This is a genomic window from Pseudomonas sp. LG1D9, assembly GCF_002949995.1.
GTDB lineage: Bacteria > Pseudomonadota > Gammaproteobacteria > Pseudomonadales > Pseudomonadaceae > Aquipseudomonas > Aquipseudomonas proteolytica.
Genome location: NZ_CP026881.1, coordinates 1,328,386 through 1,346,513, shown reverse-complemented (window position 1 = coordinate 1,346,513; position 18,128 = coordinate 1,328,386). Strand labels below are relative to the sequence as shown.

Below are 18,128 nucleotides of genomic sequence, written 5' to 3'. Positions count from 1 at the left end.
ATCAGTCAATTTAGATGTCGACTGATACACCGCTTTCGCGAGCAAGCCCGCTCCCACATGTGATTGAGGTGAATCAGGCGTGGATGCGTACCCACACGCTGACCAGTACCGTCGCGGCCATCAGCCAGGCTACTGCGGCGACTGCCAGCGAGGCCTCCAGGCGCATGCGGTCGACCATCACATACAAGGTCGCCAGGTACACAAAGTACGGAATGATCGACCACATGCCGAACACAATCGTGGTTTTCAAGTCGTCCACCGAGCGGCCCTTGCCGACGATGTAGTGGGCGATCAGGGCAAAGGTCGGAAACAGCGGCACCAGGCCAGCGATGTAGTAGTTCCTGGTCTTGGCCAGCACTGCCAGGAGCAATACCACCGCCGCACCGAGGGCGGCCTTGAAAACTAAATCCACGCAGTACTCCTTAGTGGTTCAGGCCGTATTTCTTGACCTTGTCGAACAGGGTGGTCTTGGCCATGCCCAGCTCCAGGCTGGCCTGGGTCAGGTTGCCGCCGCTGCGCTGCAGGGCGTCGCTGAGCAGGTTGCGCTCAAAGGCTTCCACCGCCTCGGTAAAGGCCAGGCCATGGTTGTCGGGGCTGTTGCCGCTCTTCTTGAAGGCCGGCAGGCCCAGGGCAAAGCGTTCGGCGACGTTGCGCAGTTCACGCACGTTGCCGGGCCAGTCGTGGCTCATCAGGCTGGACAGGGTCTGGTTGTCCAGCTCCGGGGCGATGCGGTCGAAGCGCAGGGATGACTGCTGCAGGAAGTGTTCGAACAGTTGCAGGATATCTTCGCGACGCTCGCGCAGGGGCGGCAGTTCCAGGGTCACTACGTTCAGGCGGTAGTACAAGTCGCTGCGGAACTGGTTGGCGCGGCTCAATTCGTCAAGGTCGGACTTGGTCGCGGCGATCACTCGGCAATCCACCGCCACGCTCTGGTTCGAGCCCAGGCGTTCCAGGGTGCGCTCCTGCAAGACCCGCAGCAGTTTGATCTGCAGGTTCATCGGCATGCTTTCCACTTCGTCGAGGAACAGCGTGCCTTCGTGGGCATGTTCGATCTTGCCGATACGCCGCTTGCCCGCGCCGGTGAAGGCGTTGGCTTCGTGACCGAAAATCTCGCTTTCAAACAGGTTTTCCGGCAGGCCACCGCAGTTCAGGGCCACGAATTGGTGGGCGTGGCGGCGGCTGAAGTCGTGCAGGCAGCGGGCGACCAGTTCCTTGCCGGTGCCGGTCTCGCCTTCGATCAGCACGTTGGCCGAGGTGTCGGCGACATTGGCGATCAATTCCCGCAGGTTCTGCATTGCCGGCGAGCGCCCGATGATCCGGCCTTCCAGGGAGTCACGCTCAGCCAGTTGCCGGCGCAACGCCCAGACTTCCCGGGCCAGGCCGCGCTGTTCGAGGGCGCGGCGCACCACGTCCACCAGGCGTTCCGGGGAAAAAGGTTTTTCCATGAAGTCATAGGCGCCGTTGCGCATCGCGCCCACGGCCATGGAGATGTCGCCGTGGCCGGTGATCAGCACCACCGGCAGGCTTTTATCCAGGGCCTTGAGGCGGGTCAACAGCTCCAGGCCGTCGATGCCGGGCAGGCGGATATCGCTGATCACAATGCCGGCAAAGTTCTCGCCGACGCGCTTGAGGGCCTCTTCGGCACTGGCCACGCCGACGCTGGGAATATCTTCCAGGGCCAGGGCTTGCTGGCAGCCGAGCAACACATGGGGATCGTCTTCGACGATCAGCACGGTCAGTTCGGTATTGGGTTGGCTGTTCATATCGATTCGCCGGGTTGATGGCCTGCCAGGGGCAGGCTCAGGACAAAGGCCGTACCACCATCGGCCGGGTGCTCGACGGCCAGGTTGCCGCCGGTGGCCGCCGCGAGGCTGGCCGACAGGGTCAGGCCCAGGCCTAATCCTTGCTCGCCGGGTTTGGTGGTGAAAAAGGGTTCGAACAGGTGCTTGCGGGTCTCTGGGTCGATGCCGTGCCCGTTGTCCCGCACCCGCAGGCGGTATTTGCCTTCATGGATATCACTTTCCAGCCACAGCTCGGGGGCGGGTTGGGCGTGCATCGCGTCCAGGGCGTTGCCGATCAGGTTGACCAGGATCTGCTCCAGGCGCGTCTGGTCGATTTGCAACATGGCCTGGCTGAAACCGCGGTGTACGGTCAGCGGCAGGTTGTCGAGGCGGCTGCCCAGGACCTGGAACGCCGCGTCCACGGCCTTGGCCAGGCTGGCTTCACCCTGGTCGTCACCACGCCGGGCAAACGAGCGCAGGCTGGCGGTGATGCGGCCCATGCGGTCGATCAGTTCATTGATGGTCTTGAGGTTGGTGCTGGCGGTATCCAGGGCACCGCGCTCCAGGAAGCGCACGGTGTTGCCGGACAAGGTGCGCAAGGCCGCCAGGGGCTGGTTCAGTTCATGGGCGATGCTGGTCGACATCTGGCCGATGGCCGCCAGTTTTCCGGCCTGGACCAATTCGTCCTGGGCTCGGCGCAGGGTTTCTTCGGCCTGGCGTCGCTCGCGGATCTGCGCCTTGAGCCGTTCGTTGCTGGCGCGCAGGTCGGCGGTGCGCTCGGCAATCCGCCGCTCCAGTTGGTTGTTGGCTTCCTGCAGGGCCTCGCGGGCGGCCAGGCGTGTGGCGATCACCTTGCGTCGCTCATTCCAGGCAATCAGCAGGAACGCCACCAGGGCAAAGGCCACCGCCACGAGGATGCCCTGGTTGATCGCCGCCTGGCGCAGGTCGTTGAGCGGGGTGAGCAGGGTGAAATTCCACGGCGTGTCGTTCAGTGGTCGGGTCTGGGCCAGGTAGGTGACTTCCTGGTCGTCGGCCACCACTTCACTGTTGGCGGGGAAGGTCAGCTTCTCGGTGCCGGCGTCGAGGTGCTCGCGGGCCAGGGGTTGCAGTTCGTTGAGGGTCGCCCAGTAATACTGCAGGCTGCGGGCCAGGCGTTCCTTGGTCTCGTCGCTCAGCGGGCGCACGGCCTTGAGCCGGCGCGCCGGGTCGCTGGAGAGGATGATGATGCCGTTCTCATCGCTGACGAAGGCTTCCAGGCGCGCGCGCTGCCAGCGTTCTTCCAACGCTTCGAGACGCACCTTGACCACCGCGACGCCAATGATCTTGCCGCGTTCTTCCAGGCCATGGGCCAGGTAGTAGCCGGGTTCGCCATTGGTGCTGCCGATGCCATAGAAACGGCCGGGCTGGCCACGCACGGCATTCTGGAAATAGGCGCGGAACGACAGGTCTTCACCCAGGTAACTGTCGATATCGCGCCAGTTACTGGTGGCCATCACACGGCCGGTGGTGTCCATCACATAAATCGCCCGGCTGCGGCTGCGCCGGTTCAGGCCTTCGAGGTATTCGTTGACGGTTTGCCGGTGTTCCGGGCTTGGCTCGGCCAGCAGCTTGGAGACACTGGACTCCAGCTCCAGCAGGCTGGGCAGGTAGGTGTATTTGCTGATCTCACTTTCGACCGTGCGCGCATGCAGCTCCAACTGGCGCTCACCGTTCTCGCCCAGGGTCCGGATGCCGTAGTACTCGCTGGTCCAGAAGCCGATAAAACCCAGACCGATCATCAACAGGATGATCAGAGGCGGCAGGAACAATTGGCGGATCAGACGGGGCTTCACGGCAAGTGATGGCGGTGCGGCGCGATAGAGGGTGGGGTCGCATTTCATCACAGATGCCTTGGGTCAACCAGCGCTTGCCTGGACCGGTGTGGGAGCGGGCTTGCCCGCGATGACGGTAGGTCAGCCACAGATAGGTTGACTGATACACCGTAATCGCGGGCAAGCCCGCTCCCACAGGGCCCGGGTTCTACAGTGGACGCTGTGTCGTGCTTAGTGCTGCAGGATTTTCTCGAGGAAGTGCTGCGCACGTTCGGAGCGGGCGCTGATATCGCCGAAGAACTCTTCTTTAGGGCAGTCCTCGATGATCTTGCCGGCATCCATGAAGATCACACGGTCGGCCACTTTACGGGCGAAGCCCATTTCGTGGGTCACGCACATCATGGTCATGCCTTCCTGGGCCAGTTGCACCATCACGTCCAGTACTTCGTTGACCATCTCCGGGTCCAGAGCCGAAGTCGGTTCGTCGAACAGCATGACGATCGGGTCCATGGCCAGTGCACGGGCAATCGCCACGCGCTGCTGCTGGCCGCCGGACAGTTGACCCGGGTGCTTGTGGGCGTGCGCCGTCAGACCCACGCGCTCCAGCAATTGCAGGCCTTTCTTGGTGGCTTCTTCCTTGCTGCGGCCCAGCACCTTGATTTGCGCGACCGTCAGGTTTTCGATGATGGTCATGTGCGGGAACAGTTCGAAGTGCTGGAACACCATGCCCACGCGCGAGCGCAGTTGCGGCAGGTTGGTCTTCGGGTCGGCAATCGAGGTGCCGTCGACCACGACGTCACCTTTCTGGAACGGTTCCAAGGCGTTGACGCACTTGATCAGGGTGGATTTGCCCGAGCCGGACGGCCCGCACACCACGATCACTTCGCCTTTTTTGACATCAGTGCTGCAATCGGTCAGCACCTGGAAGTCGCCATACCACTTGTTGATGTTCTTGATAGAGATCATACGGCAAACCTTTTTTGCAGACGCTTGACCAGCAGCGAGGCGGCAAAGCTGATGATGAAGTAGACGACACCGGCAAAGATCAGGAACTCATTGGAGCGGCCGATAATGTCGCCGTTGGAGCGAGCGGAGTTGAGGAAGTCCACCAGGCCCACGGTGTAGACCAGCGAGGTGTCCTGGAACAGGATGATGCTCTGCTGCAACAGCAGCGGGGTCATCTTGCGGAACGCCTGGGGCAGGATGATCAGGCGCATGGTCTGGCCGTAGGTCATGCCCATCGCTTGTGCTGCAGCCATCTGGCCCTTGGGGATCGACTGCACGCCGGCCCGCACGATTTCGCAGAAGTACGCCGCCTCGAACATCATGAATGCCACGACGCAGGAGGTGAACGCGCCGATTGGCGTGTCTTCGCCGGTGATCCAGCGCAACACGAACGGCACCGCCAGGTAGAACCAGGTGATCACCAGCAGCAGCGGGATCGAGCGGAAGTAGTTCACGTAGGCGCCGGCCACGCGGGACAGCAGTTTGCTGGAGGACAGGCGCATCAACGCCAGGATGGTCCCGAGGACGATGCCGCCGACCACGCCCATGACCATCAGCTTCAAGGTCATGACCATGCCGTTCCACAGGCCAGGGAAGGCCGGGATAATGCCGCTGAAATCGAATTCCATTATTTACCCCCCACGGAAATCAGGCCGGGCACTGCGACTTTCTTCTCGACCACGCGCATCAGCAACATCAGGCTCATGTTCAGGGTGAAGTAGATCAGCGTGGCCAGGGTGAAGGCTTCAAACAGGTTGGCCGAGAACTCGGCGGTCTGCTTGGTTTGCGCCAGCAACTCCATCAGGCCGATCAAGGACGCCACGGAGGAGTTCTTGAAGACGTTGAGGAATTCCGAGGTGAGCGGTGGAATGATGATCCGGTAGGCCTGGGGCAACAGCACGTTCCAGTAGATCTGCGACAGGCTGAAACCCATGGCGCGCGCGGCGGCTTCCTGACCGTGGGGCAGGGCCTGGATACCGGTACGCACTTGTTCACATACGCGGGCGGCGGTGAACAGGCCCAGGCACACGACAACGCTCAGGTAGGCCGAGGTGGTCGGGTTCAAGTCTTGTTTGTACCAGTCCTGCAGGTTCTGCGGCAGCAGGTCGGGTACCAGGAAGTACCAGATGAACAGCTGTACCAGCAGTGGCACGTTACGAAAGAGTTCCACGTAGCAGGTGGCGATGCCGGCCACGAGCCGATTAGGCATCGTGCGCATTACGCCCAGTACCGAGCCCAGCAGCAAGGCAACGATCCAGGCCACGATGGCGATGGCGATGGTCCAGCCCAAACCGGAGATGAACCAGTCGAGATAGGTCTCGCTGCCCACGCCGGTGGACTTGAAGAATACGCCCCAGTCCCAGTTGTAATTCATTAGGGTCTCCCCCGAAATCGATCGATGTACAAGCACCCGCTTGGGGAAAATCCATTCCCGCCTGACGGTGAACGTCAGGCACACAAGATCGGCTCGGAAACCGCCAGGTCGAGTGTTCCAAATAATGCCAGCAGGTAGTAACAGACACCTGAGGGAGGGTTGGCTCCCTCAGGGGATAAGGTTAGTTCGGAATCAGGACTTTTTTTCAGCCGTTTTGTCGTCGGCCGCCTTATCGGTCGGGTTCGCGATCAGGGCCTTGAGTTCGTCGCTCATCGGGAACATCAGGTTCAGGCCTTTTGGTGGGATCGGCGAGCTGAACCACTTGGTGTAGATGTTGTTGATTTCGCCGGACTTGTAGGTAGCGACGATGGCGTCATCCACAGCCTTCTTGAACGGGGCATCGCCTTTGCGAACCATGCAGCCGTAGATTTCGAAGGATTGTGGCGTGCCGGTCACGGCCCAGTCGGTTGGCTTCTTGGCTTTGGCCATTTCACCGGCCAGCAGTGCGTCGTCCATCATGAAGGCAACGGCACGGCCGCTTTCCAGCATCTGGAAGGATTCACCGTGGTCCTTGGCGGAGATGACGTTCATGCCCATCTGCTTGTCAGCGTTCATGGACTTGAGGATGCGCTCGGAGGTGGTACCGGCGGTGGTTACGACGTTCTTGCCCTTGAGGTCAGCGAAATCCTTGTAGGTCGAGTCCTTTTTGGACAGCAGACGGGTACCGATTTCGAAGATGCCAACGGAGAAGTCGACTTGTTGCTGACGCTCGACGTTGTTGGTGGTGGAACCACACTCAACGTCTACGGTGCCGTTCTGCACCAGCGGGATGCGGGTTTGGGAGGTGACCAGGTTGTATTTGACCTTCAGCTCGCCTTCCTTCATGCCGAGGTCTTTCTCGACAGCTTTCACGATGGCCAGTTGAATGTCGTGGGAGTAGCCCACTGGCTTGCCAGAGCCGTCCGCGATGTAGGAGAACGGGATGGAGGCGTCGCGGTGGCCCAGTGTGATGGTGCCCGACTCTTTGATTTTCTTCAGCGTGCCGGTCAGTTCGGCGGCGAAGACTGGAGTGCTAATCAGAGCGGCAGCGATGGCTGCGCCCAAAATATGGGGAACGATACGCATCAATACTTCCTCGACATTTGTTTTTTTTATGAAGCCTGGACGGCTCTTTCGATACAGCGAATGCCTGTGACGGCTCCTGAAGCATCTCAGGCAAACACGTCCCAAGTGTAGAGCATGAGTCGTGCCAGACTGTTAATAAAGATATAACTATATGATTTATATAGTGATTAACTTTATGTGACGATGTTTATCCGGTGTTTAAGTCCGGCAAACCGAATCGCCGGCAGTAACGCGTTCGGAAAACCGAATTTGTAGGGGCCGGCTTGAGGCGCAAGCCAAAAAAAGCCCCTGGACCTTTCGGTGCAGGGGCTGGGTAGTCATGCTGCTTCGATCTTGCTGCGGTTCTGCTCCAGCTTGATCAGGTAGCGCTGCAGGTTTTCCTGCTCCTCGGGGGTGGTGAACAGGCCGAGCTTGGTGCGGCGCCATAGAATGTCGTAGGCCTGGGTCGCCCATTCCTCGGCGCACAGGTAGTCCACTTCCCGGGTATACAGCCCGCCACCCAGATGCTCGCCGAGGTCGGCCAAGGATTGCACGCCTTCGAGCAGGCGCCAGGTGCGGCTGCCATAGGTGGTCGACCAACGGCGGGCGATTTCGCTGGGGATCCATTCGTACTTGCTGCGAATGTCCGTGGCCAGGGCTTCTGGCGTGGTCATTTCTTCGCCGCCGGGCAGGCTGGCCTTGGCGGTCCAGCTTGGCTTGATATGGGGGAAGTAGGGGGCCAGTTGCGCCAGTGCCGACTCCGCAAGCTTACGGTAGGTGGTCAGCTTGCCGCCAAACACCGACAGGATCGGCGCTTCTTCACCTGTGCCCGACAACGCCAGGGTGTAGTCGCGGGTAATGGCGGACGGGTTGTCCGACTCGTCGTTGCACAGCGGACGCACGCCGGAGTAGGTGTGCACGATATCGTCGCGGCTCAACTGCTGCTTGAAGTGGGCGTTGACCACCTTGAGCATGTAGTCCGTTTCACCTTCGGTAATCGCCACTTTCGCTGGATCGCCGGTGTACTCACGGTCGGTGGTACCGATGATGGTCAGGTGATTGAGGTACGGAATGGTGAAGACGATGCGCCCGTCTTCGTTCTGCAGGATGTGCGCGTGGGCACCTTCGTACAGTTTCGGCACGATCAGGTGGCTGCCCTGGATCAGGCGGATGCCGTAGGGCGAATCCAGCTTCAGGTCATCCTTGATGAACTTGGCAACCCACGGGCCGGCCGCGTTCACCAGCGCCTTGGCGCGGATCGAGAACAGGCTGCCATCGGCGCGCTCCAGGTGCAGGTGCCACAGGCCCTTGCTGCGACGGGCGCTGACGCAACGGGTCTGGGTGTGGATGTGTGCCCCTTTTTCCCGGGCGGCCATGGCGTTGAGCACCACCAGGCGTGCGTCATCGACCCAGCAGTCGGAGTATTCGAAACCCTTGGTGATTTCGCTTTTCAGCGGGCTGTCGGCACCGAACTTCAGGCTTTTGGAGCCAGCGAGTTTTTCGCGCTTGCCGAGGTGGTCATACAGAAACAGGCCAGCGCGGATCATCCACGCCGGGCGCAGATGTGGACGATGGGGCAGCACAAAGCGCATCTGCTTGACGATGTGCGGGGCCTTGGCCAGCAGCACTTCGCGTTCGGCCAGGGCTTCGCGCACCAGGCGGAATTCGTAATGTTCAAGGTAGCGCAGGCCGCCGTGGATCAGCTTGCTGCTGGCGGAGGAGGTGTGGCTGGCCAGGTCGTCCTTTTCGCAAAGGAATACCGACAGGCCGCGACCGGCTGCATCTGCCGCGATGCCCACGCCATTGATCCCGCCACCGATAACGGCAACATCATAGACTTCGGCAAGGGGTGGAGCAGGCAAGGTGGAGGGGGTCATCGGCTGGCCTCGCGATCTTTATTTATATTTGAATTCGAACATTAATGTTCATTTGCGAAAATGGTAGCTCATAAACGCGGGCGCAGCCAGTCGCCTTCGATTGAAAAAACTCATCGAGGGGCCGGAAAAGGAAAAATTGTGAACATTGAGCCTGGTGTTGGCTCAAGCGAGTTGTGGGCTTATAGGTCGCTATCGCGGGCAAGCCCGCTCCCACAGGTTGATCACATTCCAATGTGGGAGCGGGCTTGCCCGCGATGACGGCAGTACAGGCACCAGAGATTCAGTAGGAGGCTTATACGACTTCCAGGCGAATCTTATGCTGGTTGAGCAACTGCACCAGCGCCGGCACCGGCTGCTGATCGGTAACCAGGCAATCAATCAAGCTGATCGGGCCCAGGCGAATCATGGCGTTGCGCCCGAATTTGCTGGAGTCCGCCGCCAGGATCACCTTGCGCGCATTGGCAATGATCGCCTGGGAAACCCGCACTTCCTGGTAATCGAAGTCCAGCAGGCTGCCGTCCTCGTCGATACCGCTGATCCCCACCAGGGCGAAGTCGACTTTGAACTGGTTGATAAAGTCCACGCTGGCCTGGCCCACCACGCCGCCGTCACGGCGCACATTGCCGCCGGTGAGGAGCACGTCGAAGTCGTCCTTGGCGCTGAGCATCATGGCGACGTTGAGGTTGTTGGTGATGATCTTCAGGTGGCTGTGGTTGAGCAGCGCCCGGGCGATGGACTCGGTGGTGGTGCCGATATTGATGAATAGCGAGGCGTGATCAGGGATCTGTGCGGCAATGGCTTCGCCGATACGCTGTTTTTCATCGCGCATCTGGTCGGCACGCATGGCGTACTCGGTGTTTTCAACGCTGGAGTCATAGGCGGCGCCGCCATGGTAGCGGCGCAGCAGGTTGGCTTCGGCCAGTTGATTGATGTCGCGGCGGATGGTTTGTGGGGTAACAACGAACAGCTGCGCCATTTCCTCGATGCTGACATAGCCGCGTTCGCGGACCAGTTCGAGGATTTGCTGCTGACGGGGAGGCAGATTCATGGGGCGTCCTTTGGGCTGCCGTACAAAAAAGTGGCCCATGATGACGCAGGAATCTGCTCCCTGCCAGTTACAACCCTAAGTGGGTCCGGCGCGTGGCTTATTCAGCGCCTTCGTGGGGTTCCCAGTCGCGGGTGCGGCTGACGGCTTTTTTCCAGCCGGCGTAGAGTTTTTCTTTGGCCGGCTCGTCCAGTTGCGGTTCGAATTCGCGCTCGATTACCGCCTTGCCACGCAGCTCATCCAGGCTGCCCCAGAAGCCACAGGCCAGGCCGGCCAGGTAGGCCGCGCCCAATGCGGTGGTCTCGCGCATTTGCGGGCGCTCGACCTGGGTGCCGAGGATGTCGGCCTGGAACTGCATCAGGAAGTTGTTGGCCACGGCGCCGCCGTCCACCCGCAGGGATTTGAGGCGTTCACCAGAGTCCTGCTGCATGGCGTCGAGCACATCGCGGGTCTGGTAGGCAATCGACTCCAGGGCCGCACGAATGATGTGATCGACACGTACGCCGCGGGTCAGGCCGAACAGTGCGCCACGGGCATAGGGGTCCCAGTACGGCGCGCCGAGGCCGGTGAACGCTGGCACCAGGTACACGCCGTTGCTGTCCTTGACCTTGTTGGCGAAGTACTCGGTGTCGTGGGCGTCGTTGATGATCTTCAGCTCGTCGCGCAGCCATTGCACGGTGGAGCCGCCGTTGAACACTGCGCCTTCGAGGGCGTAGGCCACTTCGCCACGCGGGCCGCAAGCGATGGTGGTGAGCATGCCGTGCTGGGACTTGACCGCCTTGTCGCCGGTGTTCATCAGCAGGAAGCAGCCGGTGCCGTAGGTATTTTTCGCCTGGCCCGGCTCGACGCACATCTGGCCGAACAGCGCCGCTTGCTGGTCGCCGGCAATCCCGCCAATGGCAATCCCGCTTTTGGTGCGGCCGTAGATTTCCGAGGAGGATTTAACCTCTGGCAGCATCTCGCGCGGGATGTCCAGCACCTCGAGCATCTTCGCGTCCCACTCCAGGGTGTGGATGTTGAAGAGCATGGTGCGCGAGGCGTTGGTGTAGTCGGTGACGTGGGTCTTGCCGCCGGTAAATTTCCAGATCAGCCAGCTGTCGATGGTGCCGAACAGCAGTTCGCCATTGCGCGCGCGTTCGCGGCTGCCTTCGACGTTATCGAGGATCCACTTGAGCTTGGTGCCAGAGAAGTACGGGTCGGTGACCAGGCCGGTGGTGTCGCTGATGTATTGCTCATGGCCGTCACGCTTGAGTTGCTGGCAGATCTCGGTGCTGCGGCGGCATTGCCAGACGATGGCGTTGTAGATCGGGCGGCCGGTGATCTTGTCCCAGACCACCGTGGTTTCACGCTGGTTGGTGATGCCGATGGCGGCCACCTGATCGTGGTGCAGGCCGGCTTGCGCCAGGGCCTCGACCATCACGGCGCTTTGGGTGGCGAAGATTTCCATCGGGTCATGTTCGACCCAACCGGCTTGCGGGTAATGCTGGACGAATTCACGTTGGGCGGTGCACACCACGTTGGCGTCACGATCAAAGATGATCGCCCGGGAACTGGTGGTGCCCTGATCGAGGGCAATGATGTAGTTCTTATTCTGTGTGTCGGTCATGTCGATTGCCTTGGACGGAAAAAGGGAGTGGGTAAGTAGCCTGGGCCGCAAAGGGCAGAAGGGCTCAGGCTACCGCTTTCAGGAAGTTCGGGTGTTACCGCTGGCGGCGGTGTCGGCTGCATCAGTTGTAGCAGGTGCAGCGTTGGGCAGATGGCGGGCAATCAACCCGCGATAGGCCGCAGCGCCGAGGCAGGCACCGACAATCGGTGCAAGGATCGGAATCAGGAAATAAGGAATATCGCGCCCGCCGGTGAAGGCCATTTCACCCCAACCGGCGAAAAACGTCATCAGCTTGGGGCCGAAATCCCGGGCCGGGTTCATCGCAAACCCGGTCAGCGGGCCCATGGCACTGCCGATCACCGCGATCAGCAAGCCGATCAGCAGTGGCGCCAGGGGGCCGCGGGGCAAGCCGTTATTGTCGTCGGTCAGGGCCATGATCACTCCCATCAGGATCGCGGTGATAACCATCTCCACCAGGAACGCCTGGGCGGTATTGAGCAAGGCGTGAGGGTAGGTGGAGAAGACCGAAGCCAGTTCCAGGCTGGCCGCCGAGCCACGGACCATGTGGTGAGTTTGTTCGTAATCGAAAAACAGGTTGCTGTAGAGCGTGTAGACCAACGCAGCCGAACAGAAGGCGCCGGCAACCTGGGCGATGATATAGAAGGGCAGTTTGCGCTTGTCGAAATCGGCAAAGATGCACAGCGCGATGCTGACGGCTGGATTGAGATGAGCCCCGGAAATGCCGGCACTCAGGTAGATCGCCATGCTCACGCCGATCCCCCAGATGATGCTGATCTCCCACAAGCCGAAGCTGGCGCCCGCGACCTTGAGCGCAGCGACGCAGCCGGTGCCGAAGAAGATCAGCAGCGCGGTGCCGAGGAACTCGGCCATGCATTGGCTTGAAAGTGAAGGCTGTTGAAGAGCAGTTGTCATTGAAAACCTCGTTTTTTTTCTTGTCTGGCGCTGTGCCTCAACGGGCCTCGCGCGATTTTCACCGTCACCAAAATCCCCATCCCGGCCACGGCTTACTGCTCGGATACTGTGGGTGTATTCCTACAGTATTCGGAAACGAAAAAATATAGACAAGAAACACCGCTGTCAAAGGTCGAAAGTGAACGGCCGGTCATTTTCAAACTATTAGTGTGATGAATGATCGCGCTACTACGTTGGCGCAACGGGCGGCAAGCATGCCCAGGCGCTGCGCGGATTGGTCGCACGGTGCCCTGCACTAGAGCGTTTTGCCTGGGTTTGTCCTAGAATCGGCGGTCTGCTTTTCCACGTTTCCCACAAGCCTGGAGCCCCCAATGACACCCGCATTGGACTTGTTGAAAAAAGTTCGCGCCGAACATCGTATCCACAGTTACGAACATGACCCCAAGGCCGCCTCTTATGGCCTGGAGGCCGCGGAAAAATTGAGCCTGGATCCTGCGCGGGTGTTCAAGACCTTGCTCGCCAGCAGCGAAAAAGCTGAATTATTGGTGGCGGTGGTGCCGGTCGTCGGAAGTCTGGATTTGAAGGCCCTGGCGCATGCTGCGGGCGTGAAGAAAGTCGAGATGGCCGACCCGGCAGCGGCGCAGCGTTCTACCGGTTATTTGTTGGGGGGGATCAGCCCGTTGGGGCAGAAGAAGCGCTTGCGCACGTTCATCGATGTGAGCGCGCAGCCTTTTGCGACAATATTTGTCAGCGCAGGCAGGAGAGGACTTGAGGTGGAGTTGGCGGCGGCGGTGTTGGCAGAGCACACCCAGGCGACATTTGCGCCGATTGGCCGGGCGTAACGTCAAGAACAGCGGGATCAAATGTGCAAGCCAGCCTCTGTGGGAGCTGGCTTGCCTGCGATAGCATCACCTTGATGCAACTGACAGACCCAGGCGCCTGCATCGCGGGCAAGCCCGGTTCCCACACTAGCGCGCTGTCACATTTTGGATCGGGTTTCTTCAACTGGTAGTGCTGTAGCGCCGCACACCTGACTCCACCTGCGGAATCTGCGCCGCCGTGCTCCCCGAGGCCTGGAACAGCACCAGATGCTCGGCCGCCACGCGGACTCCCACCTGCGCACCCACCTGATGGTCGGCATGGCTGGGGAAAATCGATTCCAGCTGGGCCCCGGTCGGCAACTGCAAGCGGTAGAGGGTCGAGGCACCGAGGAACGTCTTGCCGACGATCTGCGCTTTCAGCGTGCTGTCGGGTGCATAAACGACGTCATCCGGGCGCAGTAACACATCCACCGCACTGCCAGTCGGCCACGTATAGGCACGATTGCCGCGCAATTCGCCCAGTTCGGTGCTGACCGATTCCGGCGAACTCAATTGCCCGCGGATGAAGTAACCCTGGCCAATAAAACTTGCGACATAAGGCGTCAGCGGTTCGTGATAGAGGTTGTAGGGCGTATCCCATTGTTCCAGCCGGCCTTCCTTGAACACACCCACGTGGTCGCTCACGGCAAAGGCTTCTTCCTGGTCATGGGTGACCAGGATCGCACTGGTACCACGGGCCTTGAGGATGTCCCGTACTTCATGGCTGAGCTTGCGCCGCAGCTCACCATCAAGGTTGGAGAAGGGCTCGTCCAGCAGCAGCAACTGCGGCTCGGGTGCCAGCGCACGGGCCAGGGCCACACGCTGTTGCTGGCCGCCGGAAAGTTCGTGGGGGAAGCGCTTGCCCAGGTTCTTCAGGTTGACCAACTCCAGCAATTCAGCCACCACACGGTCTTTTTGCGGGTGTTTGCGAATGCCGAAGCCGATGTTGTCGGCCACGCAGAGGTGTGGAAACAGTGCGTAGTCCTGGAACACCATGCCAATGCGGCGTTTCTCCGGTGCCAGGGTAAAACCGGCGCTGGAGATCACTTGGCCGGCCAGGTTTATTTCGCCTTCGTGCACCGGTTCAAACCCGGCAATCGCGCGCAGGGTGGTGGTCTTGCCGCAGCCGGAAGAGCCCAGCAGGCAACCGATATCCCCGGCATTGAGGTGCAGATTGAGGTTCTGCACCACCCGTTGGTCCTGATAGCCGCATGCCAGATTGCGCAGGTTCAGCAGAAGTGGCTGGCTCATGCGTGGTGATACGCCGGTGGCACCAGGAACTCCAGCAGGGCCTTCTGGGCGTGCAGCCGGTTTTCTGCCTGGTCCCAGGCGACGGAGCGCTGGTCGTCTAACAGGTCGAGGCTGATTTCTTCGCCGCGATGGGCCGGCAGGCAGTGCATGAACAGCACATCCGGCGCGGCAAGGTCGAGCAATTCACGGGTGACTTGATAAGGTGCGAACAAGGCCAGGCGCTTGGCGGTCTCGTCTTCCTGGCCCATGGAGGTCCAGACGTCGGTGCTCACCAGGTGCGCGCCGATCACCGCATCTTTCGGGTCGCGCACGATTTGAACGCGGGCGTCGGCCTTGGCCAGGAATTCGGCGCTGGGCTCGTAGCCTTCAGGGCAGGCAATGCGCAGATGGAAGTCGAACTGGATCGCCGCTTCTATATAGCTGTTGCACATATTGTTGCCATCGCCGATCCAGGCCACGGTCTTGCCCTGGATCGAGCCGCGATGTTCGAGGAACGTCTGCATATCGGCCAGCAACTGGCACGGATGCAGGTCATCGGACAGCCCGTTGATCACCGGCACCCGCGAGTTGGCGGCAAATTCGGTGAGGGTGCTATGGGCGAAGGTACGGATCATCACCGCATCGAGCATGCGCGACATGACAATGGCGCAATCGCTGATCGGCTCGCCCCGGCCCAGTTGGGTGTCCCGGGGCGACAGGAAAATGGCTTGGCCGCCGAGCTGGATCATGCCGGCTTCGAAGGACAGGCGGGTACGGGTGGACGATTTCTCGAAAATCATCCCGAGTACGCGGTTTTTCAAAGGCTCGAACAGTACGCCGCGATTACGCAGGTCTTTAAGCTCAATGCCTCGACGGATCACGCTGACCAGCTCTTCGGGCGTGCAATCCATCAGGGAGAGAAAGTGCCTTGCGCTCATCATTAACTACCTTTTTGCAACAGACCGCAGATACTCAAAGCCTTGTTTATTGTGACAACGGGCGAGACCTGCGGCGAAAGCCGCACTGGGCGACGAAATAGGGGGAGGCGCGATATTGACACTAAATGTCGCGTCTTACCAATAGGCTACGGTTTTTTAGAGGGGGTCAAAGGGGCGGGAATTGCACTTTTGAGGCCTGTTTACGGACAGCAGCGGGTCATTTGTACACTGGCGCCGCGACCTTTTGCAATGTGTGATGGCGGCCCCGGGCCAGGTCGCGTCGGTTTCCCGGGCGGTGCGGGAGGTTTTTGAAACATTTACTCATGCTTACCCATGGCCTGGCCTGATGCCCGTTGATTCACAGGGCGAACGTTGCTGGCGTCGCTGGAGGGCGCGGCCCATAGTCGGGCCAAAGCCCTAATAAAGAGACTGGCCATGACCAAGACTCTCCATCACCGTGCCTGCCACCTGTGCGAAGCGATCTGCGGCCTGACCCTGGAAACCACCACCTCGGACGCAGGCAGTATTGCCATCACCTCGATCAAGGGTGACGCCCAGGACACCTTCAGTCGTGGCCATATCTGCCCCAAGGCCGTGGCCCTGCAGGATATCCAGAACGATCCCGATCGCCTGCACCAGCCGATGCTGCGGGTGGGCAGCCAATGGCAGCCGATCCCCTGGGACGAGGCCTTCGCCCTGGTGGCCGAGCGGCTGGCGGGCATCCAGGCGCGGCATGGGCAGAATGCGGTGGCGGTGTACCAGGGCAATCCCAGCGTGCACAACTATGGCTTGATGACCCACAGCAACTATTTCCTCGGGCAGTTGAAGACGCGCAATCGCTTTTCCGCGACCTCGGTGGACCAACTGCCCCATCACCTCACAAGCCACTTGATGTATGGGCACGGGCTGTTGCTGCCCATCCCGGATATCGACCAGACCGACTTCATGCTGATCCTGGGCGGCAACCCACTGGCTTCCAATGGCAGCATCATGACTGTGCCGGACGTGGAAAAGCGCCTGAAGGCGATTCAGGCGCGGGGCGGCAAAGTGGTGGTGGTCGATCCCCGGCGCAGTGAGACGGCGGCCATGGCCGACCAGCATCTGTTTGTGCGCCCCGGTGGGGACGCGGCGTTGCTGTTCGGGCTGCTCAACACATTGTTCGCCGAACACCTGACCCGTGATAGCCACTTGCCGGTGGACGGACTGGACGAGGTGCGCCGCGCCATCGCGGGCTTTACCGCCGAAGCCATGAGCGCTCAATGCGCGGTGCCGGCCGAGCAGATCCGCCAGTTGGCGCGGGATTTTGCGGCTGCAGACAAGGCCGTCTGCTACGGGCGCATGGGGGTATCGACCCAGGCATTTGGCACCTTGTGCCACTGGCTGGTGCAGTTGATCAACCTAGTCACGGGCAATCTGGACCGGGTAGGTGGCGCCTTGTGCACCGAGCCTGCGGTGGACCTGGTGGCGGCCACATTCGGCGGGCACTTCAATCGGTGGCAGAGTCGGGTGTCCGGGCGTCCCGAATACAGCGGCGAGTTGCCCGTGTCGGCCCTGGCTGAAGAAATGCTTACTGCGGGCGAAGGGCAGATCCGCGCGCTGGTCACAGTGGCTGGCAATCCGGTGTTGTCCACGCCGAACGGTCGGCAACTGGAGCAGGCGCTGAATGGTCTGGAGTTTATGGTCAGCGTCGACCTGTATATCAATGAAACCACCCGTTATGCCGACCTGATCCTGCCATCGACTTCGGCCCTGGAAAACGATCATTACGACACCACGTTCAATATGTTTGCGGTGCGTAATGTCACCCGCTTCAACCGGGCGATTCTGCCCAAGCCCGAGGGGGCGTTGCACGATTGGGAGATTTTCGTCGGCTTGGCCCAGGCGTTTGCGGCCCGTACCGGCAGCCCGCTCAAGCCCACGATGGCGCCGGCGCAGATGATTGATTTTGGTTTGCGGGCGGGGGCCTATGGTGACGCCTCCCCGCACAAGCTGTCGGTGGCCATGCTGGCCGATCATCCCCATGGTCTGGACCTGGGGCCTCTGAAGGCCAATCTGGCGGGGCGCTTGAAAACTGCCAATGGCCGGGTCCAGGCGGCGCCGCCGGTGATCCTGGCGGACCTGGCGCGGTTTGCGGCGTTGCCGCTGCCCAAGGTCGACGAGTTACTGTTGATCGGCCGCCGGCATGTACGCAGCAATAATTCGTGGATGCATAATTATCACCGGCTGGTGAAGGGCAAACCCCGGCATCAATTGCTGATGCACCCCGATGACCTTGCCCGTCGGCAACTGAGTGACGGGCAGCGGGTGCGGGTCAGTTCGCGGATCGGCATGATCGAAGTACAGGTGTTGGCCAGCCTGGAAATGATGCCCGGCGTGGTCAGCCTGCCCCACGGTTGGGGCCATGACCGCCCGGGTGTACACATGAACATCGCCAGTGCCCAGCCTGGGGCGAGTGCCAACGACCTGACGGATGAACGGCAGTTGGATGAGTTGTCGGGCAACGCGGCATTGAATGGCGTGCCGGTACAGGTCGCGGCGGCGTGACGCAGTGAGTCTGTCGGGG

The 18,128-nt window shown here is 60.8% G+C and carries 15 protein-coding genes; 2 read left to right on the top strand and 13 right to left on the bottom strand.

What is annotated here, in order from left to right; all coding sequences use genetic code 11:
* Positions 1 to 73 precede the first annotated feature (73 nt).
* From C5F71_RS06595 to C5F71_RS06545, 11 genes are all read right to left on the bottom strand, one after another.
* A complete protein-coding gene (locus C5F71_RS06595; RefSeq protein WP_029295158.1) occupies positions 74 to 412 on the bottom strand; it encodes a GlpM family protein in 339 nt (112 codons plus the stop codon).
* 10 nt (positions 413 to 422) lie between these two features.
* Entirely contained in the window at positions 423 to 1,703 is a 1,281-nt protein-coding gene (locus C5F71_RS06590; protein ID WP_235861118.1) for a sigma-54 dependent transcriptional regulator, read from the bottom strand.
* Positions 1,704 to 1,759: 56 nt separating this feature from the next.
* A complete protein-coding gene (locus C5F71_RS06585; protein WP_104910836.1) occupies positions 1,760 to 3,661 on the bottom strand; it encodes an ATP-binding protein in 1,902 nt (633 codons plus the stop codon).
* A 162-nt stretch (positions 3,662 to 3,823) separates the two neighbouring features.
* Positions 3,824 to 4,558, bottom strand: coding sequence for an amino acid ABC transporter ATP-binding protein (locus C5F71_RS06580; RefSeq protein ID WP_104910835.1), 735 nt, complete (start codon positions 4,556 to 4,558; stop codon positions 3,824 to 3,826).
* Positions 4,555 to 5,226 carry an amino acid ABC transporter permease gene (locus C5F71_RS06575; protein ID WP_029295163.1) on the bottom strand — a complete coding sequence of 224 codons (672 nt, stop codon included), beginning with the start codon at positions 5,224 to 5,226 and terminating at the stop codon, positions 4,555 to 4,557. Before C5F71_RS06575 ends, C5F71_RS06580 begins: the two co-directional genes overlap by 4 nt.
* Complete coding sequence (locus tag C5F71_RS06570; RefSeq protein ID WP_029295164.1) at positions 5,226 to 5,972, bottom strand: amino acid ABC transporter permease; 747 nt, start codon at positions 5,970 to 5,972, stop codon at positions 5,226 to 5,228. Before C5F71_RS06570 ends, C5F71_RS06575 begins: the two co-directional genes overlap by 1 nt.
* Before the next feature lie 192 nt (positions 5,973 to 6,164).
* A complete protein-coding gene (locus C5F71_RS06565) occupies positions 6,165 to 7,097 on the bottom strand; it encodes a glutamate/aspartate ABC transporter substrate-binding protein (protein ID WP_029295166.1) in 933 nt (310 codons plus the stop codon).
* 317 nt (positions 7,098 to 7,414) lie between these two features.
* On the bottom strand, positions 7,415 to 8,953 hold the full coding sequence (gene glpD, locus C5F71_RS06560) for a glycerol-3-phosphate dehydrogenase (RefSeq protein WP_070994779.1): 1,539 nt from the start codon (positions 8,951 to 8,953) through the stop codon (positions 7,415 to 7,417).
* 292 nt (positions 8,954 to 9,245) lie between these two features.
* The gene (locus C5F71_RS06555) at positions 9,246 to 10,001 is read right to left on the bottom strand and encodes a DeoR/GlpR family transcriptional regulator (protein WP_029295172.1); all 756 of its coding nucleotides are present in this window, start codon (positions 9,999 to 10,001) and stop codon (positions 9,246 to 9,248) included.
* 97 nt (positions 10,002 to 10,098) lie between these two features.
* The gene (gene glpK, locus C5F71_RS06550) at positions 10,099 to 11,604 is read right to left on the bottom strand and encodes a glycerol kinase GlpK (RefSeq protein WP_029295173.1); all 1,506 of its coding nucleotides are present in this window, start codon (positions 11,602 to 11,604) and stop codon (positions 10,099 to 10,101) included.
* A 78-nt stretch (positions 11,605 to 11,682) separates the two neighbouring features.
* Positions 11,683 to 12,537 carry an MIP/aquaporin family protein gene (locus C5F71_RS06545; protein WP_029295174.1) on the bottom strand — a complete coding sequence of 285 codons (855 nt, stop codon included), beginning with the start codon at positions 12,535 to 12,537 and terminating at the stop codon, positions 11,683 to 11,685.
* A 371-nt stretch (positions 12,538 to 12,908) separates the two neighbouring features.
* On the opposite strand from C5F71_RS06545, the gene ybaK reads away from it, so the two are divergent.
* A complete protein-coding gene (gene ybaK / locus C5F71_RS06540; protein WP_029295178.1) occupies positions 12,909 to 13,379 on the top strand; it encodes a Cys-tRNA(Pro) deacylase in 471 nt (156 codons plus the stop codon).
* Between the two features lie 159 nt (positions 13,380 to 13,538).
* Here ybaK and C5F71_RS06530 read toward each other — a convergent pair whose 3' ends face one another.
* The gene (locus C5F71_RS06530; RefSeq protein ID WP_092237980.1) at positions 13,539 to 14,648 is read right to left on the bottom strand and encodes an ABC transporter ATP-binding protein; all 1,110 of its coding nucleotides are present in this window, start codon (positions 14,646 to 14,648) and stop codon (positions 13,539 to 13,541) included.
* Positions 14,645 to 15,565: an ornithine carbamoyltransferase gene (argF, locus tag C5F71_RS06525; protein ID WP_092237977.1), complete on the bottom strand. Its 921-nt coding sequence runs from the start codon at positions 15,563 to 15,565 to the stop codon at positions 14,645 to 14,647. Before argF ends, C5F71_RS06530 begins: the two co-directional genes overlap by 4 nt.
* A 435-nt stretch (positions 15,566 to 16,000) precedes the next feature.
* On the opposite strand from argF, the gene C5F71_RS06515 reads away from it, so the two are divergent.
* Positions 16,001 to 18,109: a molybdopterin oxidoreductase family protein gene (locus C5F71_RS06515; protein WP_104910833.1), complete on the top strand. Its 2,109-nt coding sequence runs from the start codon at positions 16,001 to 16,003 to the stop codon at positions 18,107 to 18,109.
* Positions 18,110 to 18,128 lie beyond the last annotated feature (19 nt).

Excerpts from the sequence above, each read along its gene's own strand:
- C5F71_RS06530 (WP_092237980.1), bottom strand. The coding sequence starts at position 14,648 with ATGAGCCAGCCACTTCTGCTGAACCTGCGCAATCTGGCATGCGGCTAT.
- C5F71_RS06575 (WP_029295163.1), bottom strand. The coding sequence starts at position 5,226 with ATGGAATTCGATTTCAGCGGCATTATCCCGGCCTTCCCTGGCCTGTGG.
- C5F71_RS06555 (WP_029295172.1), bottom strand. The coding sequence starts at position 10,001 with ATGAATCTGCCTCCCCGTCAGCAGCAAATCCTCGAACTGGTCCGCGAA.
- argF (WP_092237977.1), bottom strand. The coding sequence starts at position 15,565 with ATGAGCGCAAGGCACTTTCTCTCCCTGATGGATTGCACGCCCGAAGAG.
- C5F71_RS06570 (WP_029295164.1), bottom strand. The coding sequence starts at position 5,972 with ATGAATTACAACTGGGACTGGGGCGTATTCTTCAAGTCCACCGGCGTG.
- C5F71_RS06515 (WP_104910833.1), top strand. The coding sequence starts at position 16,001 with ATGACCAAGACTCTCCATCACCGTGCCTGCCACCTGTGCGAAGCGATC.
- C5F71_RS06580 (WP_104910835.1), bottom strand. The coding sequence starts at position 4,558 with ATGATCTCTATCAAGAACATCAACAAGTGGTATGGCGACTTCCAGGTG.
- C5F71_RS06545 (WP_029295174.1), bottom strand. The coding sequence starts at position 12,537 with ATGACAACTGCTCTTCAACAGCCTTCACTTTCAAGCCAATGCATGGCC.
- glpK (WP_029295173.1), bottom strand. The coding sequence starts at position 11,604 with ATGACCGACACACAGAATAAGAACTACATCATTGCCCTCGATCAGGGC.
- ybaK (WP_029295178.1), top strand. The coding sequence starts at position 12,909 with ATGACACCCGCATTGGACTTGTTGAAAAAAGTTCGCGCCGAACATCGT.
- C5F71_RS06585 (WP_104910836.1), bottom strand. The coding sequence starts at position 3,661 with ATGAAATGCGACCCCACCCTCTATCGCGCCGCACCGCCATCACTTGCC.
- C5F71_RS06565 (WP_029295166.1), bottom strand. The coding sequence starts at position 7,097 with ATGCGTATCGTTCCCCATATTTTGGGCGCAGCCATCGCTGCCGCTCTG.
- glpD (WP_070994779.1), bottom strand. The coding sequence starts at position 8,953 with ATGACCCCCTCCACCTTGCCTGCTCCACCCCTTGCCGAAGTCTATGAT.